The sequence below is a fragment of the Mesorhizobium sp. KR1-2 genome (assembly GCF_040045035.1).
Taxonomy (GTDB): domain Bacteria; phylum Pseudomonadota; class Alphaproteobacteria; order Rhizobiales; family Rhizobiaceae; genus Pseudaminobacter.
The window spans coordinates 224,363-249,870 of sequence record NZ_JBDZDS010000005.1; the positions used below are offsets into that span (position 1 = coordinate 224,363).

The following is a 25,508-nucleotide window of genomic DNA, read 5'->3' on the forward strand; positions in this document are numbered from 1 at the left end:
GGCCCCAATCGGCCGCAAAATTGCCCCGAACGGCCGCCCGTCGACGGGCAGCCGCGCCGGCAAATGAAGGTCAGAGGCTGCGGCCGAGCGCGAGGTATTTCTCGCGGCGCTGCTCGCGGAAATCGATGGGCTTGGCGGAGAATTCGGCAAGCGTCCGGGCGATGAGGTCGCCGGTGGAGTTGATCACCGCTTCCGGCGCGCGGTGCGCGCCGCCCAGCGGCTCGGGAATGATGCCGTCGATGATCTTGAGCGCCAGAAGGTCCTGCGCGGTGATCTTCATGTTGGTGGCGGCGTCCTTGGAGCGCGTGGTGTCGCGCCAGAGAATCGAGGCCGCACCTTCTGGAGAAATCACCGAATAGATCGCGTGCTCCAGCATGAAGACGCGGTTGGCGGTGGCGATCGCGATCGCGCCGCCCGAGCCGCCTTCGCCAATCACGATCGAGATCGACGGCACCTTGAGCGCCAGGCAGGCGGAGGTGGAGCGGGCAATCGCCTCGGCCTGGCCGCGCTCTTCCGCGCCCACGCCAGGATAGGCGCCGGCGGTGTCGACCAGTGTCACGACCGGGATCGAGAAGCGGTCGGCGAGTTCCATGATGCGAACCGCCTTGCGGTAGCCTTCCGGCCGCGGCGAACCGAAATTGTGCGCCAGACGGCTCTTGGTGTCGGAGCCCTTTTCCTGGCCCATGACGGCGACAGGCTGGCCGCGGAAACGGGCGAAGCCGCCGACGATGGCCTTGTCCTCGCCGAAGGCGCGGTCGCCGGCAAGCGGCGTGAAGTCGGTGAACAGCGCGTCGATATAGTCGAGGCAGTGCGGCCGGTCGGGATGGCGCGCTACCTGCACCTTCTGCCAGGGCGTCAGGGACTTGTAGGCATCGCGCAGCGCATCGCGCGAACGCTTTTCCAGCCGGGAGATCTCGTCGGCCACGTCCACGGCCTCACCATTCTCGGCGAGCTTCTTGAGCTCCAGGATCTTGCCTTCGAGATCCGCGACGGGTTTTTCGAAATCGAGGTAATTGTACATGCGTGAGCTGACCGATACGCCTGAAGAAAAAAGACGGCCGACGCCTCGAAAAGACACGCCCGGCGTCGCGAAACTTGCCTTCACATAACGTTAGCGCCCGCCATCGGCAAGCGGATGATGGTCATTGACCAGCCGTACCAGCCGTTCTTCGAGCACATGGGTGTAGATTTGCGTGGTGGAAATGTCGGAATGGCCGAGCAATTGCTGCACCGCGCGCAGATCGGCGCCGTTCTGCAGCAGGTGGCTGGCGAAGGCATGACGCAGCACGTGGGGCGAGATCTTGGCGACCGGAATGCCGGCGCGCGCGGCCAGCCCCTTGAGATCGCGGGCGAAGACCTGCCGGGGCAAATGGCCGCTTTCCGATGCGGCGGGAAACAGGAACGGGCTTTCGGCCAGCGCCGGCACGTTGCTGCGCTCGGCAAGCCAGGCGCGCATTGCCTCGCGCGCCTTGCCCGAGAGCGGCACCATGCGCTCCTTGTTGCCCTTGCCGCGCACGATGAAGAAGCGCTCGTCGCGCAACGCCACCGTCACGGGCAGGCCGACCAGCTCGGAAACGCGCAGGCCCGTGGCATAGAGCACCTCCACCAGCGCATGCATGCGCCGCGCCGCGATGCGGGTGCCGTCGTCGAGCGAGGCATCGGCCGCTTCCACTGCTGCCCGGTCGAGCAGGCGGCCGGTTTCGGCCTCGCTCATGGTCTTGGGCAGCGAGCGGTCCTTCCTGGGGCTGTCGAGCGTGCCGGTGGGGTCGTCGGGCCGCAGACCCTCGGCATAGAGGAACTTGTAGAACTGGCGCAGCGCCGAAAGCCGGCGCGCCTGCGAACTGGCGGCGAAGCCGCGCGCGGCGATGTCGCCGAGATAGTCGCGGATGCCGGCACTGTCTGCCCCTGCGAGATCGCCGATATGCTCGGCGGCGTCTTCCAGGTCGCGCCGATAGGAGGCGAGCGTGTTATCGGCCGCGCCCCGCTCGGCGCTCATCATCTCCAGGAACGCCTCGATGCGCGCGCCGGCTCTCATCCTTGCATCACTTCTTGGGATTGATCTTGTCGGCCGGAATCCGGATGGTGATCTCGCCCCGCTTGGGCTGGACAAAGGTTACGAGCGCGAACATCGCGCCGTAGGCGAGGCCGGCCAGGACGCCAAGTGTCACCAGGAACCGGAATAATGTCGGCATCTTTCGGCGCGTCCCGTCGCTGGTTGCTGATCTCGTTATGGGTCACCCATCATGTCATTTCAAGGGCAGCGGCCTAACCCTTGACGCGCAAGATGTTTTCATGTCGAAACGCTCGCATGACGAGCGACACGCCTCAACCCACGGCCGACAATCAGGCGGAGCTGCTGAAGCGGCTCGGCAATCGCTCGATCGTGTTCGTCGGCCTGATGGGCGCCGGCAAGACGGTGATCGGGCGGCGTGTCGCGGCGGCGCTGGAACTGCCCTTCATCGACAGCGACCACGAGATCGAAACCGTCTCGCGCATGACCATCCCCGAGTTGTTCACGCGTTACGGCGAGCCGGAGTTCCGGGCGCTGGAGCAGCGCGTCATCCAGCGCGTGCTGGAAGGCGGGCCGCAGGTGCTGTCGACCGGCGGCGGGGCTTTCATGAACGCGCAGACGCGCGCTGCGATTGCCGAACTGGGCATCTCCGTGTGGCTCAAGGCAGACCTTGATACGCTGATGGATCGCGTCGGCAAGAAGCCGACCCGGCCGCTGCTGCAGAATGCCGATCCGCGCGGGGTGATGGAGCGGCTGATGGCCGAGCGCTATCCCGTCTATGAGACGGCGCATGTGACCGTGCTGACGCGCGAGGAGCGCAAGGAGGTCATCGCTGACGAGGTGATCGCGGCGCTCGGTGAATACTTGAACGGACAGGGGCAGGGCGCCCGGGAGAATGCGGAATGACGGGTAGCGGCGCGGTCAAGGTCGAGGTCGGGCTGGGCGAACGGGCCTACGACATCCTGATCGGCTCAGGACTCGTCGCCCGCGCAGGCGAGGAAATCGCCGCACGCCTACCTGGGATTCGCGCGGCGATCGTCACCGACGAGAACGTCGCGGCCGCCCATCTGGAGACGCTGACGGCCTCGCTTGACAAGGCCGGTATTTCGTCGACCGCAATCGTGCTGCCGGCGGGCGAGAAGACCAAGAGCTTCGTTCATCTTCAGGAAGTGGTCGACGGCGTGCTGGCGGCCCGGCTCGAGCGCCGCGACGCGGTGATTGCGCTGGGCGGCGGCGTCATCGGCGATCTTTCCGGCTTCGCCTCCGGCATCGTGCGGCGCGGTATGAATTTCGTGCAGGTCCCGACCTCCCTTTTGGCGCAGGTCGATTCGTCGGTCGGCGGCAAGACCGGCATCAACAGCACGCACGGCAAGAACCTCGTCGGCGTCTTCCACCAGCCTCGGCTGGTGTTGGCGGACACGGACGTTCTCGACACGCTGCCGGCCCGCGAGTTCCGCGCCGGCTATGCCGAAGTCGCCAAATACGGCCTGATCGACCGGCCGGATTTCTTCGCCTGGCTGGAAAAGAACTGGCAAGAGGTTTTCTCGGGCGGCCCGGCGCGCACCGAGGCCATCGCGCAATCCTGCCGCGCCAAGGCCGATGTCGTGGCGCGCGACGAGTTCGAGACTGGCGACCGCGCGCTGCTCAATCTCGGCCATACCTTCGGCCACGCGCTGGAGGCCGCGACGGGTTATGACGGCACCCGCCTCGTGCATGGCGAGGGCGTGGCCATCGGTATGGCGCTGGCGCACCGCTTCTCGGCCCGCATGAATCTTGCCTCGCCCGACGATGCAGCCCGCGTGGAAGCCCATCTGCAAGTCGTGGGCCTGCCCTGGCGCATGGCCGATATTCCGGGCGAATTGCCCGACGCCGAGCGGCTTCTGGAGTATATTGCGCAGGACAAGAAGGTGTCGCGCGGCGCGCTGACCTTCATTCTTACGCGCGGAATCGGCCAGTCCTTCATCGCCAAGGACGTGCCTGCTTCCGAGGTGCTGGCCTTCCTGAAGGAGAACCATCCCGGATGACCCTGGAGATCTGGATAACGATCGGCATCATCCTGGTGCTTCTGGTCCTGTCCTTTCTCTTTTCCGGGACCGAAACCAGCATGACGGGCGCCTCGCGCGCGCGACTGCACTCGCTTGAGCAGGCGGGCAACAAGCGCGCTGGGTTGGTCCAGCGGCTGGTCGAGCGCAAGGACCGGCTGGTCGGGGCGCTCCTGATCGGCAACAATCTCGCCAACATCCTGGCATCGGCGCTGGCCACCAGCCTGCTGCTGGAGCTGTTCGGGGCCAAAGGTGTCGCCTACGCCACCATCGTCATGACCGTGATGCTGGTGGTCTTCTCCGAAATCCTGCCCAAGAGCTGGGCGCTGGCGCGGCCGGAGCAGTTCGCGCTGCGGGTGGCGCCGTTCGCGCGGCTGGCGGTGGCCGTGTTCGGCTATCTCTCGGTGGCTGCCAACTGGATCGTGCGCATGCTGCTGTGGCTGTTCGGCGTCAGCCTGTCGAACGACGAGCCGCTTCTGTCGGCGCATGACGAGTTGCGCGGCACGGTGGCGGTGCTTCACCGTGAGGGCGGCGTGGTCAAGCAGGACCGCGACCGCATGGGCGCGTTGCTGGACCTGCACGAGCTGGAAGTTTCCGATGTCATGGTCCACCGCACCAATATGCGCTCGGTCAATGCCGACAACCCGCCCGAGGCGGTGGTGCGCGAGATCCTGCAGAGCCCGCACACGCGCATGCCGCTGTGGCGCGGCTCCACCGACAACATTGTCGGCGTCCTGCACGCCAAGGACCTGCTGCGCGCGCTCAACGAGGTCGGCAACGACTTTTCCAAGATCGACGTGATGAAGATCGCCTCGAAGCCATGGTTCGTGCCCGACACGACCACGCTTCAGGACCAGCTCAATGCCTTTCTGCGCCGCAAGGCCCATTTCGCGCTCGTGGTCGACGAGTATGGCGAACTGGAGGGTTTGGTGACCCTGGAGGACATCATCGAGGAGATCGTCGGCGAGATCGCCGACGAGCACGACGTCGACGTGCAGGGCGTGCGCCAGGAATCGGACGGCTCCGTCGTCGTCGACGGTTCGGTGCCGATCCGCGACCTCAACCGCGCGCTCGACTGGAACCTGCCCGACGAGGAGGCGACCACCATCGCCGGCCTGGTCATCCACGAGACGCAGTCTATCCCCGAGGAAAAGCAGGCCTTCACCTTCCACGGCATGCGCTTCATCGTCATGAAGCGCGACAAGAACCGAATCACGCGGATCAGGATCCGGCCGGCGTCTCTGGAGGCGCAGCCGGCACCGCGCTCTCCTCACTAGGCGCCGGCCACAGGAGCATGCTGGCCGCAGCGCCGGCGAACGCGCCAATGCATTGCGCCGCGACGAATGCCGGGACGTCTGCCGGCGCAATCCCGGCGAATGTGTCGGACAGGGCGCGGGCGATCGTCACCGCCGGGTTGGCGAAAGATGTCGACGCGGTGAACCAGTATGCGGCGGTGATGTAGAGGCCGACCGCGAGCGGTACGGAGGCCGGCGTCCGCGCCGCGCAGCCGAATATGGTCAGCATCAGCCCGAAAGTGGCGATTGCCTCCGCGAGCCATTGGCCGGTTCCGGTGCGCGCCGTCGTGGACACCTGCAAAAGCGGAAGCTCGAACATCATGTGCGCGCCCCACACGCCCAGAACCGCGCCTGCGAGTTGCGCCAGGATGTAGGGCGCGCACTCCGGCATGGGGAACTGCCGGCGGGCGGCAAGGGCGAGGCTGACGGCCGGATTGAGATGGGCGCCCGAAACAGGTCCGAAGGTCAGGATGAGCACCACCAGCATCGCACCGGTCGGCAAGGTGCATCCAAGCAGCGCCAGGGCCTCGTTGCCGCCGGCAAGCCTGGACGACATGATCCCGGCACCGACGCCGGTTGCGACCAGCATCGCGGTTCCCAGTGCTTCGGCGAGCAGACGGCGGGCGAGGGGCTCGCTCATCATTCATCCCCCGTCGTCTTAGCCGAAGCGCCTTCCAGCCTGCCGATGTCGGTCAGGTGACTGGCAAGCGCCATGCGGTCAAGGCTGGCCAGTGGCAGCGCGATGAAAGCGGAAATGCGGTTTCTCATATGCTTGAACGCGGTGACGAAGGCTGCCTCCTTTTCGAGCTCGGTGCCTCCGGCATGGGCGGGATCATCGATGCCCCAGTGGGCGGTGGCCGGATGGCCGGGCCAGACCGGGCAAGCTTCGCCGGCAGCGCTGTCGCAGACTGTGAAGATGAAATCCATTTGCGGAGCACCGGGCGCGGCAAACTCGTCCCAGTTCTTCGACCTCAATCCATCGGCGGGATAGCCGTAGCTTTCGAGAACCTTGAAAGCGAGGGGATGTACGGCACCCTTCGGCTGGCTGCCGGCCGAAAAGGCCTTGAAGTGGGGTGCGCCGTCCTTGCGCAGGATGCTCTCGGCGAGGATGGAGCGGGCACTGTTGCCAGTGCACGGGAAAAGCACGTTGTAGGGCCGGTCGGTCATGGCTTGGCTCGTGTGGGAGGGCAGCAAGGAGTTAGCTCGGCGGCCAGGGGGATACAGATCTCGGGTCTGCCGTCGCAACAGTTCTTCACGAGGAAGAGCACCATCTCGCGTAATGTCCCGACGCCGGCCCGGTAGATGACCGATCGGCCCCGGCGCTCGCTCGTCACCAACCCGGCGCGGGCGAGGATGGCGAGATGAGCCGACAGGGTGTTTTGGGGCACGGCCAGCAGGCGGGCCAGTTCGCCGGCGGCAATGCCCTCAGGCTCGGCAGCGACCAGCCTGCGGAAGGCGTCGAGCCGGGTCGGCTGGGCAAGGGCCGATAGCGCGTCGATGGTGCGTATTTCATCCATATATCCAGATTAATAGATATGTGTGATGGCTGCGTGACAACGGGCGTGGGCTCTCCAATGCCGGGAGGGCAGCGCGGAACGCACAACGGCGAGGGTCATTCAGAAACCGAGGTCGGTTTGGTTTCCCGCCCGCGCTTCGGGCGGGAAGGCGGTTACCAGCGCGTCTTTTCGCCCGGCGCCGCCGGTTCGATCGCCAGCGCGTGCACGCCGGCCTTCAGCTCGTCGGCCAGCAACGTGTTGACCGAGCGGTGGCGGTCGATGCGGCTCATGCCCTCGAAGACGCCGGACACGATGCGCACGCGAAAATGCGTCTCGCCGGTGCCGTCATAGGTCACGTGATGGTCCGATTCCTCATGATGGTGGCCGGCATGGAGATGGCTTTCATCGATGACCTCCAACCGCTGCGGCGCATAGGCCTCCCTCAGCTTGGTTTCCATCGTCGTCTTTATGGACATTGCCGTCTCCTTCGCCCAAATATGTCCAGTTCACGCAATGTAAGCGCCAACTGGCGGTCGATCGACCGTTCACACCCGATTCAGCGGTTTGGGGTGATCATTATAGAAATGTCAATTCTTGTTTCGAGGGGCCAACATCCCCTAAATGGGCCGGTATGAAACCCTATCCGAAATATTTCGAGAAGATCCGCGTGCGCCCGGACCCGCAGGCCGAGGCCAAGGCACATGCGCCGATCTGCCAGTGGGACGGCTGTCAGGAGGCCGGCACCCATCGCGCGCCGGTGGGGCGGATGAAGGAAGGCGAGTATTTCCGCTTCTGCTTCGAGCACGTGCGCGAATACAACAAGGGTTTCAACTATTTCTCCGGCCTGGCCGACAGCGAGATCGCCCGTTTCCAGAAGGAGGCGCTGACCGGCCATCGCCCGACCTGGACCATGGGCACCAATGCCGGCTACCGCTCGTCGCCCGAGATGGCCCAGCACCGCTCGGGACGCGCCGGCTACTATCGCAACATTCGCGATCCCTTCAACATGTTCGGCGCCGACCAAGGTGCCCCGCGCGAACGCAAGGCCAAGCCCCTTGAGGCCAAGGCGCTGGAAACGCTTGGCCTTACCACAAAGGCGACTGGAACGGAGATCAAGGCGCGCTATAAGGAACTCGTGAAACGCCACCATCCGGATGCCAATGGTGGAGACAGGGGTTCGGAAGATCGATTCCGCGATGTGCTTCAGGCGTATCGCGTGCTCAGGCAAGCTGGCTTGTGTTGAGCGACAGGTTTGAATGAGCGTTCCGCTACGGCTTTCGCCTGAAAGGAAAAAGCTCTAAGACCACTCCCGAACAAGGCTAGAGTGACGGCGGAAGATCTGCTTCCGCGCGTGGAGATGTGATGAACAAGGTCGAACGCGACATCGCAAACCTGCCCGATACGACTGTGTCGGTGAAAGAGAAATTCGGCTTCGAGTCCAAGATGGTGGTGCCCGCCTATTCCGTGGCCACCGAACACGTGCCGGACATCGATCCGGACTACCTATTCGACCAGCAGACGACCATGGCCATCCTGGCGGGCTTCGCCTACAACCGCCGCGTCATGGTGTCGGGCTATCACGGCACCGGCAAGTCGACCCATATCGAGCAGGTCGCCGCACGCCTCAACTGGCCGTGCGTACGCGTCAATCTCGACAGCCATGTCAGCCGTATCGACCTCGTCGGCAAGGACGCCATCGTCGTCAAGGAAGGCAAGCAGGTCACTGAATTCCGTGACGGCATCCTGCCCTGGGCCTATCAGCACAATGTCGCGCTGGTGTTCGACGAGTACGACGCCGGCCGTCCGGACGTGATGTTCGTCATCCAGCGCGTGCTGGAATCGTCGGGCCGCCTGACGCTGCTCGACCAGAGCCGCGTGATCCGCCCGCATCCGGCCTTCCGCCTGTTCGCCACCGCCAACACCGTCGGCCTTGGCGACACGACCGGCCTCTATCACGGCACGCAGCAGATCAACCAGGCGCAGATGGACCGCTGGTCGATCGTGACCACGCTGAACTATCTGCCGCATGACAACGAAGTGGCGATCGTGCTGGCCAAGTCGAAGCACTACCGCAACGAGAAGGGCCGCGAGATCGTCAACAAGATGGTGCGCGTGGCGGACATGACGCGTTCGGCCTTCATCAACGGCGACCTGTCGACCGTGATGAGCCCGCGCACGGTCATCACCTGGTCTGAGAACGCCGAGATCTTCAACAATGTCGGCCTCGCCTTCCGCCTGACCTTCGTCAACAAGTGCGACGAGCTGGAGCGGCCGATCGTGGCCGAGTTCTACCAGCGCGCCTTCGGCGAGGACCTGCCGGAATCTTCGGCCAACGTCGTTCTGGGATAAGCAGGGTGGCGGGTCCGGGCGATAACATACGCGGCAAGTCCAAGACGGGCGCCGATACGGACGCGTTCAAGCGAGCCGTCACCGTCTGCATGCGTGCCATTTCCGGCGACAATGAGCTCGAGGTCGCCTTTGCCAAGGACCGTCCGGCCCTTGCCGGCAACCGGGCGCGGCTGCCGGAGCTGCCGAAGAAAGCGTCCAAGGCCGACATCGCGATCACGCGCGGCCTTGGCGACTCCATGGCGCTGCGGCGCGCCTGCCACGACAACCGCATCCACACCAGGCTGGCCCCTGAGGGCAAGCAGGCGCGCGCCGTGTTCGACGCCGTCGAGCAGGCCCGCGTCGAGGCGATCGGCAGCCGGGCCATGGCGGGCGTGGCCGACAACATCTCCCAGATGCTCGAGGACAAATACGCCAAGGCCAATCTCGCCGACGTGCGCGAGCAGGCCGACGCGCCGCTCGAGGAAGCCATGGCGCTGCTGGTTCGCGAGAAGCTGACCGGCCGGCCAGTGCCCAGGAGCGGCGAGAAGCTGGTGTCGCTGTGGCGCGACTGGGTGGAAGAGAAGGCCGGCGCCGATCTCGACCACCTGGCCCAGAACCTGAACGACCAGAACGCCTTCGCCCGCGTCGTGCGCGACATGCTGGCCTCGATGAACATGGCCGAGGAACTCGGCGACGAGGAACAGTCCGAGGAAAGCGAGGAGGAGAGCGAGGAGCAGCCCGAGGGCGGCGAGAAGAGCGAGGAAGGCGGCGAGGACGATACCGGCGCCGACCAGTCGCAGCCCGAGGAATCGGAAGCCTCCGCCGAGGAGGACCAGACCGGCGAGATGGAAGCGGCCGACGCCACGTCCGACGAGATGTCGGACGACGACGATGCCGACGCCGAAACGCCGGGCGAGGCGCGCCGCAAGGACGACCCCTTCGCCAACCTGCCGCGCGACATCGACTACAAGGTCTACACCACCGCCTTCGACGAGACAGTGGGCGCGGAGGACTTGTGCGAGGCCGAGGAACTCGACCGCCTGCGCGCCTTCCTCGACAAGCAGCTCGCCAACCTCCAGGGCGTGGTCGGGCGCCTGGCCAACCGGCTGCAGCGCCGCCTGATGGCGCAGCAGAACCGCTCCTGGGACTTCGACCTCGAAGAGGGCTATCTCGATCCCGCCCGGCTGGTGCGCGTGGTCATCGACCCGATGCAGCCGCTGTCCTTCAAGCAGGAGCGCGACACCGAGTTCCGCGACACGGTCGTCACGCTGGTGCTCGACAATTCGGGCTCCATGCGCGGCCGGCCGATCACGGTGGCGGCCACCTGTGCCGACATCCTGGCCCGCACGCTGGAGCGCTGCGGAGTTTCGGTCGAGATTCTCGGCTTCACCACCCGCGCCTGGAAGGGCGGGCAGGCGCGCGAGAAGTGGCTGAAGGACGGCAAGCCGGCCAATCCCGGCCGCCTGAACGACCTGCGCCACATCATCTACAAGAGCGCTGACACGCCGTGGCGGCGTGCGCGGCGCAATCTCGGTCTGATGATGCGCGAGGGCCTGCTCAAGGAGAACATCGACGGCGAGGCGCTGCTGTGGGCGCATCAGCGCCTGATCGGCCGGCCCGAGCAGCGCAAGATCCTGATGATGATCTCGGACGGCGCGCCGGTCGACGATTCGACGCTGTCGGTCAATCCGGGCAACTATCTGGAGCGCCACCTGCGCGGGGTCATCGACCTCATCGAGACGCGCTCGCCGGTCGAACTGCTGGCCATCGGCATCGGCCATGACGTGACCCGCTACTACCGCCGCGCCGTCACCATCGTCGACGCGGAGGAACTGGCCGGCGCGATGACCGAGCAACTTGCCTCGCTGTTCGGCGAGGAGACCGTGCGCGACACGCGCCGCAGCGGCGGCCGCCGGCGCGCGGGATGAGACTGTTCCCAGCGCGTTTGCTTGGCTTGTTGCTGGCAGCGGCGCTGGGCGCGACAAGGGTCGCGCCGCTTCATGCCGAGCCCGCACGCGTCGAGCGCATGGATGTCACGACGCGGCAGATCACCCGCTTCCACATAGGCCGGGACGAAACGCGCTTCGGACCGCTGGAGTTTGTCGGCGGGCTGGAGATGGTGTCGCCGTCGCGCCATTTCGGCGGCTTTTCCGCTATGCGCTTCCTGGCGCCGGGCAAGGATTTCATCGGCGTGGCCGATACCGGTTTCTGGTTCTTCGGGCGTGTGACGCGCGACGCCGAGCAGCGCCCCACCGGCGTGACCGATTTCCGCATGGTGCAAATGGTCGACGAGGCCGGCAAGCCGATCGACGACAAGTGGCGGGTGGATGCCGAGGGGCTGGCGGTGAAGGACGGCGTTGCCACCGTCGGCTTCGAACGCGATCACCGCGTCGCCCAGTTCCGCATCGATCCCGACAACATGCGGGCCGCCTTCCGGCGGCTCGATTTCCTCGTGCCGAAGCATGAGCTGCGCATGAACCGCAGCTTCGAGGCGGTGGCCTATGCACCGGAAAGCGGCGCGCTCAAGGGAGCTCTGGTGGTTGTCACCGAACGTAGCCTCGACAAACAGGGCAATGTCTTTGCAGCTGTGCTCGACGGCCCGCGTAAGGGTGTTTTTACCGTGGTGCGCAGCGACGGCTTCGATGTCACGGACGGGGCGTTCCTGCCGAACGGCGACCTGCTCTTGCTGGAGCGCAGCTTCACCATCATGCAGGGCGTAAGGATGCGCCTGCGCCGTCTTCCCGCCGACAGTATCGGCAAGGGCAAGGTGGCCGACGGGCCCGTGCTGATGCAGGCCGACATGAACTACCAGATCGACAATATGGAAGCGATGGATGTCTGGCGCCGCGCCGACGGCGCGTTGATGGTGTCGCTGATGTCCGACGACAACCAGTCCATTCTGCAGCGCAGCCTCTATCTGGAATTTTTGCTGCGGGAAGAGTGAGCATCTCTCCTTCTCAGGGGGCAAGCGGCTGGAGGGCCTGCTTCGATGTTCAACGAAAAAATTCACCTCTCCCCCGCTAGGTGGAGGAGAGGTGTGAGGCAAAGCCGATAATGTGAGCGAGGCTGGGGGACGGAGGGGACGCGTTCATCCCCTCCTTTGCCGCCCAAGGCGTCTCAGGCTGCCAGCGTGGCGCTGATGGCGTGGGCGTAGTTGCGGCCGAAGCGGTTGGCCAGGAACGCATCGAGCGCGATGTCTTCCTGGCGGACGAAACCTTTGGCGGGCAGCGCGCCGGAAGCCAGCATGTCGAGCACCGCGCAGATGCCGGAGGCCGTGGTGATCTGGATGGCGCTGCGCACGGCCTCGCCGATGCGGCGGCTATAGATCTTGTTGGCGTAGGTCTCCTGCATCAGGCGGCCGTTCTTTCGGCCGGAGACGGTCACGAACACTACCACCACGTCCTGCAGCGTGGCCGGCAGGGCGTTTTCCAAAATGTCCTTCAGCACTTCGCGGCGGTCGCGCAGGCCGAGATCGTTGAGCAGCGCCTTCATGATCGCCGCGTGGCCGGGATAGCGGATGGTGCGGTAGTTCAGCGTGCGCACCTTGCCCTCATAGGTCTCGCACAGCGTGCCGAGCCCGCCTGACGTGTTGAAGGCCTCGTAGGTGACGCCATCGAGCGAGAACTCCTCGCGCTCCTCCAGCGGCGGCACTTCGGTCAGCTCGCCGTCGACGATGGCTTCGCAGGGCTCGCAATATTCGTTGATGACGCCGTCCGTGCTCCAGGTGAGGTTGTAGTTCAGCGCGTTCGACGGGTACTGGGGCAGGGCACCCACGCGCATGCGCACGCTGTCCAGCGTGTCGAACTGCCGGGCCAGGTCGTGGGCGACGATGGAGATGAAGCCCGGCGCCAGTCCGCATTGCGGAATGAACGCAGTGGAGGCGGTTTCGGCCAGTTCCTTGACGCGGCGGGTGCTGGCGACGTCCTCTGTGAGGTCGAGATAGTGCACGCCGGTCGTGGCAGCCGCCTCGGCGATTTTCGTGGTGAGGTGGAAAGGGGCTGCGCTCAGCACGGCGAACTTGCCGGCAAGCACGGCTTCGAGTGCGCCTTCCTGGCCGATGTCGAGCTGGCGGGTGGCGATGTTGCTGCCGACCTCCAATGCGTCGAGCTGTGCCTGCGACCGATCGACGACGGTGACGCTGTAGTCGCCCGTGCCGGCCAGCATGTCCGCTATGGTTGCGCCGATCTTTCCCGCGCCGACGATGACGATCTCGTGCATGGTAGTGCCCCTCGAAATGCAAATGCGAATAATGGCAAATGATAATCCCCCGGCACGTCGGAAGGCAGTATCACTTTGCGCGAAACAACAGTACATATTGAGCAATCTGCCGAGGGGATTAAGCATAATGACGACCGACGCCGACCGCGCCCTGATCGCCCTGCTGCGAGAGGACGCGCGCGCCTCCACCGCCGAGCTGGCGCGCCGGCTGGGTGTCTCGCGCACGACCGTGCAAAGCCGCCTGGAACGGCTGGAAAGAAACGGAGTTATTGCAGGCTACAGCGTCAAGCTGTCGGCGGACCACGAGAAAAACCTTGTGCGCGCGCACATACTGGTCACGGCGCTCCCGAAGCTCGCGGCGGCGGTCGAGGTGGTTCTCAAGCGGATTCCGGAGGTGCGCACCTTGCATTCCGTGAGCGGCAATTTCGACATGATCATCGTGGTGGAAGCGCCATCGGTCAGGGATCTCGATGCGCTGATCGACCGGATCGGCGCGCTTGAAGGCGTCGAACGCACGCTCTCGTCCATCATCCTGTCGACGCGAATCGACCGCTGAAACGGTTGGTGGTCAGGCTCGGAGGATAGAAATCAGCCGGTTCGCTGGGAGCCTACTTCGCCCTGCTTGGTGGCGAGCCAGATGACATGCCGCGCGCCGCGCTTGCCGCCCGCGCGGGCCTTCACTTCCTCGGCCGAAAAACCTGCCTGACGCAGCCTGCTCGTGAAGGACCGATCCGGCCCTGACGACCACACGGACAGCACGCCGCCCGGCCGCAGGGCGGAGCGCGCACGGTGCAGGCCGGCTACGCTGTAGAGAGCGTCGTTGGCCTCCCGCGTCAGCCCTTCCGGGCCATTGTCCACGTCGAGAAGAATGGCGTCGTAGGTCGACGAGGCAGACTTTATCAGGAGGCCGACGTCGGTTTCGCGGATGGTTACACGCGGGTCTTCGAGGCAGCCGGCAAACACCTCTGCCATCGGGCCGCGCGCCCAGGCGACGACGGAAGGCACCAGCTCCGCGACGGTGACATGGGCGTCGGCGCCGAGCGCGGAAAGGGCGGCGCGAAGTGTAAAGCCCATGCCCAGCCCGCCGATGAGAATGTGGGGCGATCGGCGGCCGCCGATCCGCTGGCAAGACAGCGTCGCCAGCGCCTCTTCCGAGCCGCTGAGCCGGCTGTTCATCAGCTCGTTGGTTCCCAGCATGATCGAGAATTCGCTGCCGCGCCTTTTGAGGCGAAGCTCTCCGCCGCCCGGCGTCGTCGCCGAATCGAGCTGGACCCAGGGCAGCATCGACTATGCCGTGACCGTTGCTGGCTGGCTCCAGCGGGCGACGACGAGGCGATAGGGAATCAGCGCGACGACGGCGATGATGAGCTTTACCGACAGGTCGCCCAGCGCCCAGGATTGCCAGCGGGCCGCCTCATGCTGCAGGACGCCGAACAGCGGCGCCATCTCCAGCGCGAAGTCGTCGCTCGGGCCGACGAAGAAGAAGGCCGGTGCAAAGGCGAGGGAGAAGAAGATGATCGTGTCGATGACCGAGCCGACCAGCGAGCCGAACACCGGCGCGCGCCACCAGCTCTTGCGGCGAAGCCAGTTGAACACGGTGACGTCGAGCAGCTGGCCGAACAGGAACGCCGCGCCCGAGGCAGCGGCGATGCGCGCCAGCCGATCGGCGGCGGTGCCGTATTCGATGAGGCCATAGCGGAACAGCAGCGGCGGCACGATAATGGAGCAGGTCACCGCGGTCATGAAGCCGATAAAGACGACGCGGCGCGCCATCTGCGGGCCATAGCGGCGGTTGGCAAGGTCGGTGACGAGGAAGGCGGCGGGGTAGGTGAAGGCGCCCCAGGTCAGGAGGTCGGCAAGCGCAAGCGAGCCGAACTGTCCCCGTACGGGAAACTGCACAAGAATATTCGACGCCACGACGACAAGCGCCATGGCGACCACGAAGGGCAGATAACGTGCGGAAGAATTCATTTTTTTAGCCTGGGTGATGGAACCAGTGGAGCGCGACGCTGGCAAAATGGCCGGATCGCGCTCTCAGTCAGGCGGTTGTCCCCCGCCGGAAAGTCGATCAGGCAGCCTGCTCGGCCAGCTTCTTTGCGACCTGCTTTTTCAGCAGGCGGGCGCGCTGCGACAGCTCGCTGACATCGGCCTTCGCCAGGAAGGCGTCGAGGCCGCCGCGATGCTCGACCGAGCGCAGGGCGTTGGCCGAAATGCGCAGGCGCACGTTCTGGTTCAGCGCTTCGGAGATCAGCGTGACGTTGACCAGGTTCGGCAGGAACCGGCGCTTCGTCTTGTTGTTTGCGTGGCTGACATTGTTGCCGGTCATAACGGCCTTGCCGGTCAATTCACAAGCGCGAGACATAATTACTTACCTTCGGTTCGAGACGGCCAATGCGACTGCGGCGCACCAAAAGTGCATGGCGCGCAGTCTGGTCAAGCGGCCGCATGGAAAAGTTGGCGTTGCATAGTCGGGTTTGGCTCACCCGTCAAGGGTGGGGCGCCTGCGGCCCGATCACAAGACGGGTGTTTTGGTAACCTTCGTCGGCAATTGCGGTGCAGAGGTCGTGCCATTCGCACCCGATGCAGGCTTGCCGGGTCTCTCCGGCGTGGAATGCGTGGCGCATTTTGGCGATCCAATCGGCATTCAGCGAGAATCGCTCGCCGGGCCGCACCGGCCGGCCGAGCAGCGTTTCCACCGCCCGCGCCGCGCTTTCGTCGCGCTCCACAACGCTCTGGCCGAAACAGTGTTCGTCCTTGTCGGCAAGCAGTGGGGCGCAGATGTCGTCCGGCCCGGCGACGAGAATCAGGTCTTCGCCGCCGCCGAGCCTTTCGACGATCTTGTCGTAGTTTGCCGTAAACGCGCCGCTATATCCCTTGCCGGCATAGGTCAGCATGCACAGGAGATGGTGGGCGCGAATACGGATGGTCATTAGGCTCAGGCCTTGGGCTTGCCGGCGCGGCGGGTGGCCTCGACGCTTGCCGTGGCCAGCGCCGACTTGACGATGCCGCCGAGGATGAAGGGGGTAACGCCGTAGGTGATGGCATCGTTGACGCCGATCATCGCCGCCAGCCAGGCGCCGCCCATCACCAGGATGAAGGCGTTGCCAAGAAGCATGGCAACGAAGCTGCGCAGCAGGTTGCCGTTGCCGGTCCAGCCGCGCTCGGCCAGCCAGCCGACCATGGCGGCCGCGATCGGGAAGGCGAAGAGATAGCCAGCCGTCGGGCCGGCGAAGTGCGCGAGGCCGCCTGCGCCGCCCGCCAGCACCGGCAGGCCGACGACAGCTTCGCCCATCCAGGCCAGGACGGTGATGGCGCCGAGGCGCCAGCCATAGAGCGCGCCAATGAGGGTGACGGCGAAGGTCTGCATGGTCATGGGCACCGGCACCATCGGCACCTCGACCCAGGACGAGGCGGCCAGAAACAGCGTGCCCAGCGCCACGACGGCGGCGCGCAGCGCAAGCGGACGGTCGCGCAGGCGAAGCGGCACGAAGGCGCTACGGGCGGTCGCGGCAGAAAGGTTATTCATCTTGGGTCTCCAGAAATGGGGTGGTCCGAGCAACGTGCCGGCCTCCGGCCGCGCATCGCGGGCGCAAGGTATTCCACAGTCCGATGATGCAGTGCAATAAGGCGGCTGTAAATCCTGGCTACCGGCGGACCGGGACTGGCCGCGCCCCGATACTGGTCCATATATCCGCCGGAATTGCGCGGTTGATCGCCGCGAAGGGATTTTTCGCGCGTCGCGCTTTCGGCGCGCCAGGCAGAGAGGGCGCCAGTCATGGCGAGCAAGTTCAAGGCAGTTCCGGCCGCGGTGGCGGTCGCCGTTCTTTTCACTTCGGGTTCCGCAGGCGCGGCGGCGGCGCAATCCTTCCGCAGCGAATACACCATCTCCTTCCTCGGGCTCACCATCGCGCGCTCCAAATTCGACAGCACCTTCGACGGCGACCGCTTTTCGCTGCGCGGCAGCATGTCGAGCGCGGGCATCGCGCAGATATTCGACGACACCAAGGGCACCGTCTCCGCCTCCGGCCGCTTCTCCGGCACCTCGCCGCGCCCGGACGATTTCGTCACCAACTATGTGTCGGGCAGCAAGGCGAAGAAGACCGAGATCGGCTTCTCCGGCGGCAATGTGAGCAAGGTGGTCAACGTGCCGCCGCTGAAGAAGCCCGACGACGACTGGGTCCCCGTTGCAAAGGCCGACCTTCGGTCCGTGCTCGACCCGCTCTCGGCGACGCTGGTCCGCGCCGACAAGCCGGACCAGGTCTGCAGCCGCACGGTCAAGATGTTCGACGGCGAGATGCGCGCCAACCTGGTGCTCAGCTATGTTTCGACCGGGCCGGTTTCGATCCCCGGCTATTCGGGCGAGGCCGTGACCTGCAGCGCGCGCTTCGTGCCGGTCGGCGGCTATCGCAGCGGCCACAAGTCGATCGAGTACCTGAAAAACCGCAGCAAGATCGCCATCTCGTTTGCGCCGATCGGCACAACCGGGGTATATGCGCCTGTCTACGCCACGGTCGGTACGCAGATCGGCACTATAACAATCCGGGCGCGGAAGTTCGAGGCTGTGAATTAGGGGGCGGATGGAGCCCCGACCGGGGGGGAATATGGGTCGTGCCACGCTGATCGGCTTTTCGGCTGTCGCCATGTGGGCGCTTCTGGCGCTCCTGACCGACGCGTCCGGCCAGGTTCCGCCCTTCCTGCTGTCGGCCATCACCTTCGCCATAGGCACCTGTGTCGGCCTCGTTGCGCGGTTGTTCATGCCGCAGCCGGCGGCGCAGCCGAAGATCCCGCCGCAAGTCTGGCTCATCGGCATTGCCGGCCTGTTCGGCTACCACTTCTTCTACTTCACCGCGTTGCGCAACGCGCCGGCGGTGGAGGCGAGCCTGATTGCCTATCTGTGGCCGCTGTTCATCGTGCTCGGCTCGGCGCTGATGCCGGGCGAGCGGCTGCGCTGGAACCATATCGCCGGGGCGCTGCTGGGACTTGCCGGAACCTTCATGATCGTCACCAAGGGCGGCGGGCTTTCCTTCGACAGCCGCTACACCTTCGGCTACGCCATGGCCTTTGTCTGCGCCTTCCTGTGGTCGGGCTACTCGCTGCTGTCCCGGCGCTTCCCGGCCGTGCCCACCACGATCGTCACCTGGTTCTGTGCGGCGACCTCCATCCTGTCCTTCCTCTGCCATCTGATGCTGGAGGAAACCGTGCTTCCGGCTAATGCCGGCCAGTGGCTGGCGGTCGTCGGCCTCGGGCTGATGCCGGTGGGGGCGGCCTTCTATGCCTGGGACCACGGCGTCAAGCGCGGCAACATCCAGGTTCTGGGCGCGGCCAGCTATGCCGCACCGCTTCTGTCGACGCTGGTGCTGATCGCCGCCGGCTTCGCCGAGCCGACGCCTAGCATCATCGCCGCCTGTATCCTGATCACCGGCGGCGCGGTGCTGGCCGCCAAGTCCATGCTGTTCGGGAAGAGCCAGCCGGCGGGAGCCGAGGCATGATGCCCTTTGCCGGCGGTCTCGAAGCGACGGCCAACGGCATGCTGCTGTTTTCGGTGGCTGCGGCCTGTGTCTATTTCTTCCTGCTCGACGCTCCGGTTTCATTGCGGCGCTCGGTGGTCAAGACGGTTCCTGTGCTGCTGCTGGCGGCGCTGGCGCTGATGCACGGCGGACCACTGTTGCTGGTAGGCGCGCTGGGGTTCAGCGCGCTGGGCGACGCCTTCCTGTCGCGCCAGGGCGACAAGGCTTTCCTGGGCGGGCTCGCCAGCTTCCTGGCCGCGCATGTGCTTTACGTCGTGTTGTTCGCGCATGCCGGTGGCGGGCTGGACGTGCTCCTGTCGTCGCCTCGGCTGCTCATCGGCATCGCCATCGCGATCTTCGCCGTTGTCATGCTGGCCGTGCTGTGGCCACGGGTGGAGGCCGGCCTCCGGATGCCGATCGCGGTCTATGTCGTGGCGATCCTGGCCATGGGGCTCGCCGCGCTGACGCTGCCCGACCGGCGCATCATCGTCGGCGCCGTGCTGTTCATCGCCTCCGACGCGCTGCTGGCGACGGAGAGGTTCCTGCTTGCGCCAGGCTCGTCGCAGCGCTTCTGGATGCTCCACGCGGTGTGGGCTTTCTATTACGTCGCGCAGGCGCTGATCGCGCTGGGATTCTTGACGGCGGTGTGAACCTGGCGAACCGCGGAAACTATTCCTCGGCGCCCGGCTCCCAACCCTCCTCGGCCATCTCGAACTGCGAAAACTCGAAGCCCGGCGCAACCGTGCAGCCCACCAGCGTCCAGTCGCCAAGGCTTTTCGCCGTCTGCCAGAAGCCGGCGGGCACGATGTGCTGCGGGTGCTCGCCGGCGAAAAGGTCCGGACCGAGGCGGTGGCGGGTTACGCCGCGGCCTTCCTCGTGCATGGCGATCTCGAGCGGGGCGCCGGCATAAAAGTGCCAGATCTCGGCCGCGTCCTTCACCCGGTGCCAGACCGAGACGTCGCCTGCCTCGAGCAGGAAATAGATGGCGGTCGAGTGGCCGCGCGGGTTGAAGGCGGTGGCGTCGCGGAACGTCTGGACATACCAGCCGCCCTCGGGGTGGCGCCGCATGCCCAGCTTTTCGATGATGGATGCAGCAGTCATCTCAGCGGACATCAGAACACGTCCTTGCGTTTGCGGATTTCGGCGAACACGGCCTCGTCGGCGGCGTTCTCCATGCCGAGGTTCCTGCGGATGGCCGGGTCGTGCCAGCGCAGGAAGGGGTTGGTGGCAAGCTCCTCGCCGATGGTGGTGGGAAGCGTCGGCTTGCCCTCGGCGCGCAGCCGGTTGATCTGCGCCGCGCGCTCCTTCAGCGCCGAATTGGTCGGGTCGACGGTCAGCGCGAAGCGCGCATTGGCCTGAGTGTACTCATGGCCGCAATAGACCTTCGTCTCGGGCGGCAGCGCGGCAAGCTTCTTCAGCGATTCGAGCATGACCGCCGCCGGCTTTTCGAACAGCCGCCCGCAGCCCAGCGCAAACAGCGTGTCGGCGGTGAAGGCCATTTGCGCGGTGGGAATGTAGTAGGAGACATGCCCCGCGGTGTGGCCCGGCGTCTCGATCACATAGATGAGGTGGTTGCCGAACGGGATGGTCGCGCCTTCTTCCACCGCTTCGTCGATGCCGGGGATTTTCCCGGCCTCGGCTTTCGGGCCGACAATGCGCAGGCCGAAACGCTGCTTCAGCGCCAGATTGGCCTCGACGTGGTCGCCGTGGTGATGGGTGGTGAGGATCATCGTCGGCTTCCAGCCGGTGCGCTGGACGGCGGCAAGGATCGGCGCTTCCTCCGGCGCGTCGATGAGCGCAACTTGACCGCTCTCGGTATCGCGCACCAGAACGCCGAAATTGTCGCTGCGGCACATGAACTGTTCGATCTCGAGCGTCATCGGTGGTCTCCTTGTCGCGGGGGACGATAGGGCGGCGAGTGGTGACTGTCATCCCCGGCAGAGCGTTATTGGGTCGACGAATGGTCGCCTCTAGTCGGGAAACGTCTCCATGCGCTCGGCAAATATCCGGAAGCCAGCGCGCTGGTATGTCGATTTCGCCTTGGGATGATCGCTGGTGTCGGTGTGCAGCCAGACGCGCTGCGTCGCATGCGACCAGACCTCCCGGAGCGCCCGATCCAGCAGGCAAGGACCGAGCTTTTGTCCTTGGACATCGGCAATCAGCCCGAAATGGACGAGTTCGACCTCCGGCTGGCCGACGCCGTCAAACTCGCACAAGCCGACCGCCCGGCCATCGACGCGCAGCACGTAGACATGTGTGGCGGGATTGGTGAGGAAGTCTCGAAGCTCTTCCGCAGGCATCCGCAATCGCATATCCCAGTTCAGCGGCTCGCCGACTGCGCGGTAGAGCGCAACATATTCTGCCGGATCAAGCGTTTCCCGCTCTATCCTGGCTGCGGCCACAGGCGCAGGAAATACCGCTCCTTGCGGCGCGTCCGTCATTTCCAGATAGGTGACGAGAAGGTCGACCATGTGTCCTCACGAACTGCCAGCAGTGTGGCGCAACCGACGACGATCGTCGTGGAACTCGTAGAGCACGTCATCAGGGGCATCTGCAACGGGGCGCCTTGGGCCGTCAGACGACGGCTTTGTTGAACTCGCCGGGCAACGTCGCTACCGTCATGAGCATGAATTCGGATATCGTCGACCTGCGATCCTTCTACGGCACCCCGCTTGGCCATGTCGCCGAGCAGTCGATCGGCATGGCGCTGGCATCGATCTGGGCCAGCATTCCCAGCGAGCGGCTGGTGGGGCTCGGCTATGCCTTGCCTTGGCTCGACCGCTTCGGCGCCGATGCCGAGCGCGTCTTCGCCTTCATGCCGGCGACGCAGGGCGCGGTGAGCTGGCCGCCGGCGCGGCCGTCGGCCACCGCGCTCGTGTTCGATGAGGAACTGCCGCTGCCCGACGCTTCGATCGACCGCATGCTTCTGGTGCATTCGCTCGAGCATGCAGAGAACCCACGCGAAACGCTGAAGGAGATCTGGCGTGTGCTGGCGCCGGCGGGCCGGGTCGTCATCGTGGTGCCCAACCGCCGCGGCGTCTGGGCGCGTTTCGAGCACACGCCTTTCGGCACCGGGCGGCCGTTCTCACGCGGCCAGCTCAACGAATTGCTGCGCGACGCCAATTTCACGCCTGCCTCCTGGTCGGAGGCGCTGCTGTTCCCGCCCACGCACAGCAGTCTGGTCATGCGCTTCCACAATGTTCTGGAGCGCGTGGGCCGCCGCTGCTGGCCGATCTTTTCCGGTGTCATCGTGGTAGAGGCGCAGAAGCGCCTCTACCAGGGCCTGCCGGTGGCGCAGCGCGCCTCGCGCCGTGTCTTCGTGCCGGTGCTGACGCCTCAGGGCGTTCGCGGTCATGCACGGGCCGCAGACAAGGCCAGCCCGTCCAGAAGCTGACGTTACGCCGGCTGGGCGGCCCGCCGGCGCAAGGTCTCGCTCGGCTCGATCAGCAGCGAGAGGGCCGCGGCGGCAATGCCCGTCATGCCGGCGATCTGGAAGGCCAGCACGTAGTCGCCCTGCATCTCGCGCAACGCCCCGCCGAAGAAGGCGGCGGTGGCCGCACCGACCTGGTGGCCGGCGACGATCCAGCCGAACACCAGCGGCCCCGAGCGATCGCCGAAGGCCTCGTTGGAGAGCCTGAGCGTGGGCGGTACGGTAGCGATCCAGTCGAGCCCATAGAGCACGGCGAAGATGGTCAAGCTGACGCCGGAAAAGCCGGAATAGGGCAGATAGACCAGCGAAAGACCGCGTATGCCGTAATAGACGCCGAGAAGCTTGCGCGGGTCGAAGCGGTCGGTCAGCCAGCCCGATAGCGTCGTGCCGATCAGGTCGAATATGCCCATCAGGGCCAGAAGGCTGGCGGCACGCACTTCCGGAATGCCCATGTCGCCGCAGAAGGCGATCAGATGGGTGCCGACCAGCCCGTTGGTGGTGAAGCCGCAGATGAAGAAGGTGGCGAAGAGATACCAGAACACGCGGGTCTTGGCCGACTGCAGCAGCGTGCCGAGGGTCATGGTCAGGAAATTGCCGCTGGCGGCCAGGGGCGGCTGCTCGGCCTCGCCAGGCTCGGCGCCGTAGCGCGTGATGCCGATGGAGGCCGGGCGCTCGGGCACAAGGAAATAGACCAGCGGCAGGAGCGCGGCGGTGGCGACCGAAACCGCGATGACGACCGGCTGCCAGCCGCCGGACTGGGCCAGCGCCGCCAGGAAGGGCAAAAACACCAGCATGCCGGTGGCGCTGGAGGCCGACATCAAGCCCATCATCAGGCCGCGATTGGTCTTGAACCAGCGGTTGACGATCGTTGCGCCGAGCACGGAAGCGACCGCGCCCGAGCCAATGCCGGAAAGCACGCCCCATGTGGCGATCAGGTGCCAGGGCTCGCTCATCGTCAGGCTCAGGGCGGTCGAGGCCGACATCAGCGCAAGCGCGGCCAGCAGCGTGCGCCGCAGGCCCACCCGCTCCATCAGAGCGGCGGCGAAGGGGCCGGCCAGGCCGTAAAGGAAGATGCCGATTGCCGCTGACAGCGAGATCGTGTCGCGGCGCCAGCCGAAGGCTTCCTCCAGCGGCAGCATCAGAACGCCCGGGGTCGAGCGCAAGCCGGCCGCGATCAGCAGCGAAAGGAAGATCACCGCCACGACCACGAAGGCGTAACGCTGGCCAAAGGGACGATTTTGAACTATGTTCATGTTACTGACCGGTACGTTGCGGATCGCCTATGTACGTACCGGTCAGTAACAAAGTCAAGAGAGCACGTGCATGCCAACCAAGACGAGCACCACACAGCTGACAGAAACTGCCAAGCCTGGCGAGGCGGGACAGCACCAGCCGCGCGCGGCCGAGCGCATATTGGGCGTGGCGCGCAACCTGTTCTATCGCCAGGGCATCCGCGCCATCGGCGTCGACGAGATCGTTCGGCAGGCGGGCGTCACCAAGCCGAGCCTCTACCGCAGCTTTTCCTCCAAGGACGAGCTCGCGGCCACCTATTTGCGCGCCTACGAGGTCGAGTTCTGGGAGCGTTTCGACCAGGCGGTGGCGGCGCATCCTGGCGATCCGCGCAGCCAGATCCGTGCCTTCCTGACCAGGGTCGGCCACCGCGCGGTGCAGCCTGACTATCGCGGCTGCGGCATGACCAATGCGGCGATCGAATATCCCGAGCATGGCCACCCGGCGCGCCTGGTGGGCGAGGCCAACAAACGCGAGCTGCGCCGGCGCCTGCGCGCCATGGCGGCCGAAATGGGCGCGGAAGACGCCGACACGCTGGGCGACGGCCTGCTGCTTCTGATCGAGGGTGCCTATGTTTCCGGCCAGTTGTTCGGCCCCGGCGGTCCCGCTGCTTCCGTCGCTGAAAATGCCGATCGGCTGATTGCCGCAAGCCTGAAGGCGCGTTGACGAGTGCGTCCGACGCCCGGCGGGATTACTCCGAGCCCACGAGCCGTTTCGGCTCATGTTCGGGCAAGAGCTCATCCGTGACCTGCGCGACGCCAGCTACAGGGCTGTCCGTCTGCTCGACCTCGCGCAGCCATTCGCGCCAGATCGCAACCAGTAGCGCCATCAGCACCGGGCCGATGAACAGGCCCAGGAAGCCCATGGTCTTCACGCCGCCGATCAGTCCGAAGAAGGTGGGCAGGAAGGGCAGCTTGATCGGCCCGCCGACCAGCTTCGGCCGCAGCGTCTTGTCGACGATGAACAGCTCGATCGAGCCCCAGGCAAGCAGGGCGATGCCGGCGATCGGCGTGCCGCGCGCCACCAGATAGGCCGAGACCAGCGTGAACGACAGCGGTGCACCACCGGGGATCAGCGCCATGACGCCGGTCAGCACGCCGAGCGTGACCGGCGACGGCACGCCGGCGATCCAGTAGGCGATGCCCAGCACCACGCCTTCGCCGATGGCGATCAGCGTCATGCCGGTGACCGTGGAACTGATCGTGGCCGGCACCACGCCGGAGATCCGATCCCAGCGCGTCGGTAGGATGCGCTCGCCGAGCTTGCCGATCTGCTTGGCGAAGCCCTCGCCGTCGCGATAGACGAAGAACAGCGCGATCAGCATGAACAGCAGCGTCAGCAGCAGGTTGAAGGCGCCTCCGCCGGCCGCCAGCACGCCGCGATAGATGCTGCCGATATTGGCGCCGCTGACGATCTGGATGAGCTCGCCGATGGCGCCGGGGTGGCCGATGTAGCGCGTCCACTGCTCGTTGGCCCATTCGCCGACGACCGGGAGTGTGCTGATCCATTCAGGCGTGGGCGCACCGTTGCGATTGGTCTCGACCGCCCAGGTGAACCACTCGCGAACTTCGTTGACCGTGTAGATGCCGGCCAGAACGATCGGCACCACCAGGAAGGCGACTATGAACAGGATCGCCAGCGTGGCGGCAACGGTGCGGTTGCCGGAAACCCCGTCGAGCAGTCTGCGATAGAGCGGCCAGCTTGCAAAAGCGATGACGAGTGCGGCCAGCACCGGCACCAGGAAGCCATGGAAGAAGTAAATGCCGGCCGCGACGATGAGCACGAGCAGCCAGCGCGCGGCGGTCAGGGGAGGGATGAGCGGAATACGGGCAGGTGTGGAAAGCCCGAGCAGGCGGGGTTCCCGTTTGGAGGTCCCGGATTCCAGTTCGCT

Annotated in this window: 31 protein-coding genes; 13 read left to right on the plus strand and 18 right to left on the minus strand. The window is 65.7% G+C overall.

Going from position 1 to position 25,508, the window contains the following annotated elements; translation table 11 throughout:
* Nucleotides 1–70: 70 nt before the first annotated feature.
* From ABLE85_RS12760 to ABLE85_RS12770, 3 genes are all read right to left on the minus strand, one after another.
* Nucleotides 71–1,021 (minus strand): acetyl-CoA carboxylase carboxyltransferase subunit alpha, encoded by a 951-nt coding sequence (locus ABLE85_RS12760; RefSeq protein WP_348793102.1) that lies wholly within the window; start codon nucleotides 1,019–1,021, stop codon nucleotides 71–73.
* Nucleotides 1,022–1,111: 90 nt separating this feature from the next.
* Nucleotides 1,112–2,035, minus strand: coding sequence for a site-specific tyrosine recombinase XerD (locus ABLE85_RS12765; protein ID WP_348793103.1), 924 nt, complete (start codon nucleotides 2,033–2,035; stop codon nucleotides 1,112–1,114).
* A 7-nt stretch (nucleotides 2,036–2,042) separates the two neighbouring features.
* The gene (locus ABLE85_RS12770) at nucleotides 2,043–2,192 is read right to left on the minus strand and encodes a histidine kinase (RefSeq protein ID WP_348793104.1); all 150 of its coding nucleotides are present in this window, start codon (nucleotides 2,190–2,192) and stop codon (nucleotides 2,043–2,045) included.
* A gap of 116 nt (nucleotides 2,193–2,308) precedes the next feature.
* Here ABLE85_RS12770 and ABLE85_RS12775 point away from each other — a divergent pair, with 116 nt between their 5' ends.
* The 3 genes from ABLE85_RS12775 to ABLE85_RS12785 are packed head-to-tail and all read left to right on the plus strand — an operon-like array spanning nucleotide 2,309 to nucleotide 5,330.
* Nucleotides 2,309–2,917 carry a shikimate kinase gene (locus ABLE85_RS12775; protein WP_348793105.1) on the plus strand — a complete coding sequence of 203 codons (609 nt, stop codon included), beginning with the start codon at nucleotides 2,309–2,311 and terminating at the stop codon, nucleotides 2,915–2,917.
* A complete protein-coding gene (aroB, locus tag ABLE85_RS12780) occupies nucleotides 2,914–4,035 on the plus strand; it encodes a 3-dehydroquinate synthase (protein WP_348793106.1) in 1,122 nt (373 codons plus the stop codon). Before ABLE85_RS12775 ends, aroB begins: the two co-directional genes overlap by 4 nt.
* Complete coding sequence (locus ABLE85_RS12785; protein ID WP_348793107.1) at nucleotides 4,032–5,330, plus strand: HlyC/CorC family transporter; 1,299 nt, start codon at nucleotides 4,032–4,034, stop codon at nucleotides 5,328–5,330. Before aroB ends, ABLE85_RS12785 begins: the two co-directional genes overlap by 4 nt.
* Here the strand turns inward: ABLE85_RS12785 and ABLE85_RS12790 are convergent.
* The 4 genes from ABLE85_RS12790 to ABLE85_RS12805 all read right to left on the minus strand — a co-directional run bounded on the left by ABLE85_RS12790 (nucleotide 5,275) and on the right by ABLE85_RS12805 (nucleotide 7,320).
* Complete coding sequence (locus ABLE85_RS12790; RefSeq protein WP_348793108.1) at nucleotides 5,275–5,988, minus strand: MIP/aquaporin family protein; 714 nt, start codon at nucleotides 5,986–5,988, stop codon at nucleotides 5,275–5,277. The genes ABLE85_RS12785 and ABLE85_RS12790 overlap by 56 nt on opposite strands.
* Nucleotides 5,988–6,515 carry an arsenate reductase ArsC gene (locus ABLE85_RS12795; RefSeq protein ID WP_348793109.1) on the minus strand — a complete coding sequence of 176 codons (528 nt, stop codon included), beginning with the start codon at nucleotides 6,513–6,515 and terminating at the stop codon, nucleotides 5,988–5,990. The genes ABLE85_RS12790 and ABLE85_RS12795 overlap by 1 nt, the downstream gene beginning before the upstream one ends.
* Nucleotides 6,512–6,865 (minus strand): metalloregulator ArsR/SmtB family transcription factor, encoded by a 354-nt coding sequence (locus tag ABLE85_RS12800; protein ID WP_348793110.1) that lies wholly within the window; start codon nucleotides 6,863–6,865, stop codon nucleotides 6,512–6,514. Before ABLE85_RS12800 ends, ABLE85_RS12795 begins: the two co-directional genes overlap by 4 nt.
* A 152-nt stretch (nucleotides 6,866–7,017) precedes the next feature.
* Nucleotides 7,018–7,320, minus strand: a complete 303-nt coding sequence (locus ABLE85_RS12805) for a BolA family protein (RefSeq protein ID WP_348793111.1) — start codon at nucleotides 7,318–7,320, stop codon at nucleotides 7,018–7,020.
* A 155-nt stretch (nucleotides 7,321–7,475) separates the two neighbouring features.
* Between ABLE85_RS12805 and ABLE85_RS12810 the strand changes: the two genes are divergently transcribed.
* The 4 genes from ABLE85_RS12810 (at nucleotide 7,476) to ABLE85_RS12825 (ending at nucleotide 12,116) form a co-directional block, all read left to right on the plus strand.
* A complete protein-coding gene (locus tag ABLE85_RS12810) occupies nucleotides 7,476–8,087 on the plus strand; it encodes a J domain-containing protein (protein ID WP_348793112.1) in 612 nt (203 codons plus the stop codon).
* A gap of 119 nt (nucleotides 8,088–8,206) precedes the next feature.
* Nucleotides 8,207–9,193, plus strand: coding sequence for a cobaltochelatase subunit CobS (gene cobS, locus ABLE85_RS12815; RefSeq protein WP_348793113.1), 987 nt, complete (start codon nucleotides 8,207–8,209; stop codon nucleotides 9,191–9,193).
* A 5-nt stretch (nucleotides 9,194–9,198) separates the two neighbouring features.
* The gene (gene cobT / locus ABLE85_RS12820) at nucleotides 9,199–11,100 is read left to right on the plus strand and encodes a cobaltochelatase subunit CobT (protein ID WP_348793114.1); all 1,902 of its coding nucleotides are present in this window, start codon (nucleotides 9,199–9,201) and stop codon (nucleotides 11,098–11,100) included.
* Complete coding sequence (locus tag ABLE85_RS12825; protein ID WP_348793115.1) at nucleotides 11,097–12,116, plus strand: esterase-like activity of phytase family protein; 1,020 nt, start codon at nucleotides 11,097–11,099, stop codon at nucleotides 12,114–12,116. Before cobT ends, ABLE85_RS12825 begins: the two co-directional genes overlap by 4 nt.
* Before the next feature lie 173 nt (nucleotides 12,117–12,289).
* Here ABLE85_RS12825 and ABLE85_RS12830 read toward each other — a convergent pair whose 3' ends face one another.
* Nucleotides 12,290–13,390, minus strand: coding sequence for a saccharopine dehydrogenase family protein (locus ABLE85_RS12830; protein ID WP_348793116.1), 1,101 nt, complete (start codon nucleotides 13,388–13,390; stop codon nucleotides 12,290–12,292).
* A gap of 127 nt (nucleotides 13,391–13,517) precedes the next feature.
* On the opposite strand from ABLE85_RS12830, the gene ABLE85_RS12835 reads away from it, so the two are divergent.
* The gene (locus ABLE85_RS12835; RefSeq protein ID WP_348793117.1) at nucleotides 13,518–13,946 is read left to right on the plus strand and encodes an Lrp/AsnC family transcriptional regulator; all 429 of its coding nucleotides are present in this window, start codon (nucleotides 13,518–13,520) and stop codon (nucleotides 13,944–13,946) included.
* Nucleotides 13,947–13,978: 32 nt separating this feature from the next.
* Here ABLE85_RS12835 and ABLE85_RS12840 read toward each other — a convergent pair whose 3' ends face one another.
* The 5 genes from ABLE85_RS12840 to ABLE85_RS12860 form a co-directional block, all read right to left on the minus strand.
* On the minus strand, nucleotides 13,979–14,674 hold the full coding sequence (locus tag ABLE85_RS12840) for a hypothetical protein (RefSeq protein WP_348793118.1): 696 nt from the start codon (nucleotides 14,672–14,674) through the stop codon (nucleotides 13,979–13,981).
* A 3-nt stretch (nucleotides 14,675–14,677) separates the two neighbouring features.
* Nucleotides 14,678–15,361: a queuosine precursor transporter gene (locus ABLE85_RS12845; protein WP_348793119.1), complete on the minus strand. Its 684-nt coding sequence runs from the start codon at nucleotides 15,359–15,361 to the stop codon at nucleotides 14,678–14,680.
* A gap of 97 nt (nucleotides 15,362–15,458) precedes the next feature.
* Nucleotides 15,459–15,752 (minus strand): 50S ribosomal protein L28, encoded by a 294-nt coding sequence (gene rpmB / locus ABLE85_RS12850; RefSeq protein WP_348793120.1) that lies wholly within the window; start codon nucleotides 15,750–15,752, stop codon nucleotides 15,459–15,461.
* 124 nt (nucleotides 15,753–15,876) lie between these two features.
* Nucleotides 15,877–16,320: a DUF1284 domain-containing protein gene (locus ABLE85_RS12855; protein ID WP_348793121.1), complete on the minus strand. Its 444-nt coding sequence runs from the start codon at nucleotides 16,318–16,320 to the stop codon at nucleotides 15,877–15,879.
* Between the two features lie 5 nt (nucleotides 16,321–16,325).
* Nucleotides 16,326–16,916, minus strand: a complete 591-nt coding sequence (locus tag ABLE85_RS12860; protein WP_348793122.1) for a biotin transporter BioY — start codon at nucleotides 16,914–16,916, stop codon at nucleotides 16,326–16,328.
* Nucleotides 16,917–17,165: 249 nt separating this feature from the next.
* On the opposite strand from ABLE85_RS12860, the gene ABLE85_RS12865 reads away from it, so the two are divergent.
* The 3 genes from ABLE85_RS12865 to ABLE85_RS12875 are packed head-to-tail and all read left to right on the plus strand — an operon-like array spanning nucleotide 17,166 to nucleotide 19,547.
* Complete coding sequence (locus ABLE85_RS12865; RefSeq protein ID WP_348793123.1) at nucleotides 17,166–17,960, plus strand: DUF3108 domain-containing protein; 795 nt, start codon at nucleotides 17,166–17,168, stop codon at nucleotides 17,958–17,960.
* Between the two features lie 31 nt (nucleotides 17,961–17,991).
* Nucleotides 17,992–18,879: an EamA family transporter gene (locus tag ABLE85_RS12870; RefSeq protein ID WP_348793124.1), complete on the plus strand. Its 888-nt coding sequence runs from the start codon at nucleotides 17,992–17,994 to the stop codon at nucleotides 18,877–18,879.
* A complete protein-coding gene (locus ABLE85_RS12875) occupies nucleotides 18,876–19,547 on the plus strand; it encodes a lysoplasmalogenase (RefSeq protein ID WP_348793125.1) in 672 nt (223 codons plus the stop codon). Before ABLE85_RS12870 ends, ABLE85_RS12875 begins: the two co-directional genes overlap by 4 nt.
* Before the next feature lie 19 nt (nucleotides 19,548–19,566).
* Here ABLE85_RS12875 and ABLE85_RS12880 read toward each other — a convergent pair whose 3' ends face one another.
* The 3 genes from ABLE85_RS12880 to ABLE85_RS12890 form a co-directional block, all read right to left on the minus strand.
* Nucleotides 19,567–20,013, minus strand: coding sequence for a cupin domain-containing protein (locus ABLE85_RS12880; RefSeq protein WP_348793216.1), 447 nt, complete (start codon nucleotides 20,011–20,013; stop codon nucleotides 19,567–19,569).
* Entirely contained in the window at nucleotides 20,010–20,777 is a 768-nt protein-coding gene (gloB, locus tag ABLE85_RS12885) for a hydroxyacylglutathione hydrolase (protein WP_348793126.1), read from the minus strand. Before gloB ends, ABLE85_RS12880 begins: the two co-directional genes overlap by 4 nt.
* Before the next feature lie 90 nt (nucleotides 20,778–20,867).
* Entirely contained in the window at nucleotides 20,868–21,368 is a 501-nt protein-coding gene (locus ABLE85_RS12890) for a GNAT family N-acetyltransferase (protein WP_348793127.1), read from the minus strand.
* Nucleotides 21,369–21,523: 155 nt separating this feature from the next.
* On the opposite strand from ABLE85_RS12890, the gene ABLE85_RS12895 reads away from it, so the two are divergent.
* Nucleotides 21,524–22,291, plus strand: a complete 768-nt coding sequence (locus ABLE85_RS12895; protein ID WP_348793217.1) for a class I SAM-dependent methyltransferase — start codon at nucleotides 21,524–21,526, stop codon at nucleotides 22,289–22,291.
* Between the two features lie 2 nt (nucleotides 22,292–22,293).
* Here the strand turns inward: ABLE85_RS12895 and ABLE85_RS12900 are convergent, their stop codons facing one another.
* The gene (locus tag ABLE85_RS12900; RefSeq protein WP_348793128.1) at nucleotides 22,294–23,580 is read right to left on the minus strand and encodes an MFS transporter; all 1,287 of its coding nucleotides are present in this window, start codon (nucleotides 23,578–23,580) and stop codon (nucleotides 22,294–22,296) included.
* 160 nt (nucleotides 23,581–23,740) lie between these two features.
* Here ABLE85_RS12900 and ABLE85_RS12905 point away from each other — a divergent pair, with 160 nt between their 5' ends.
* Nucleotides 23,741–24,283 carry a TetR/AcrR family transcriptional regulator gene (locus ABLE85_RS12905; RefSeq protein ID WP_348793218.1) on the plus strand — a complete coding sequence of 181 codons (543 nt, stop codon included), beginning with the start codon at nucleotides 23,741–23,743 and terminating at the stop codon, nucleotides 24,281–24,283.
* A gap of 25 nt (nucleotides 24,284–24,308) precedes the next feature.
* Here the strand turns inward: ABLE85_RS12905 and ABLE85_RS12910 are convergent, their stop codons facing one another.
* Nucleotides 24,309–25,469, minus strand: a complete 1,161-nt coding sequence (locus tag ABLE85_RS12910) for an AI-2E family transporter (RefSeq protein ID WP_348793219.1) — start codon at nucleotides 25,467–25,469, stop codon at nucleotides 24,309–24,311.
* Nucleotides 25,470–25,508: the final 39 nt, after the last annotated feature.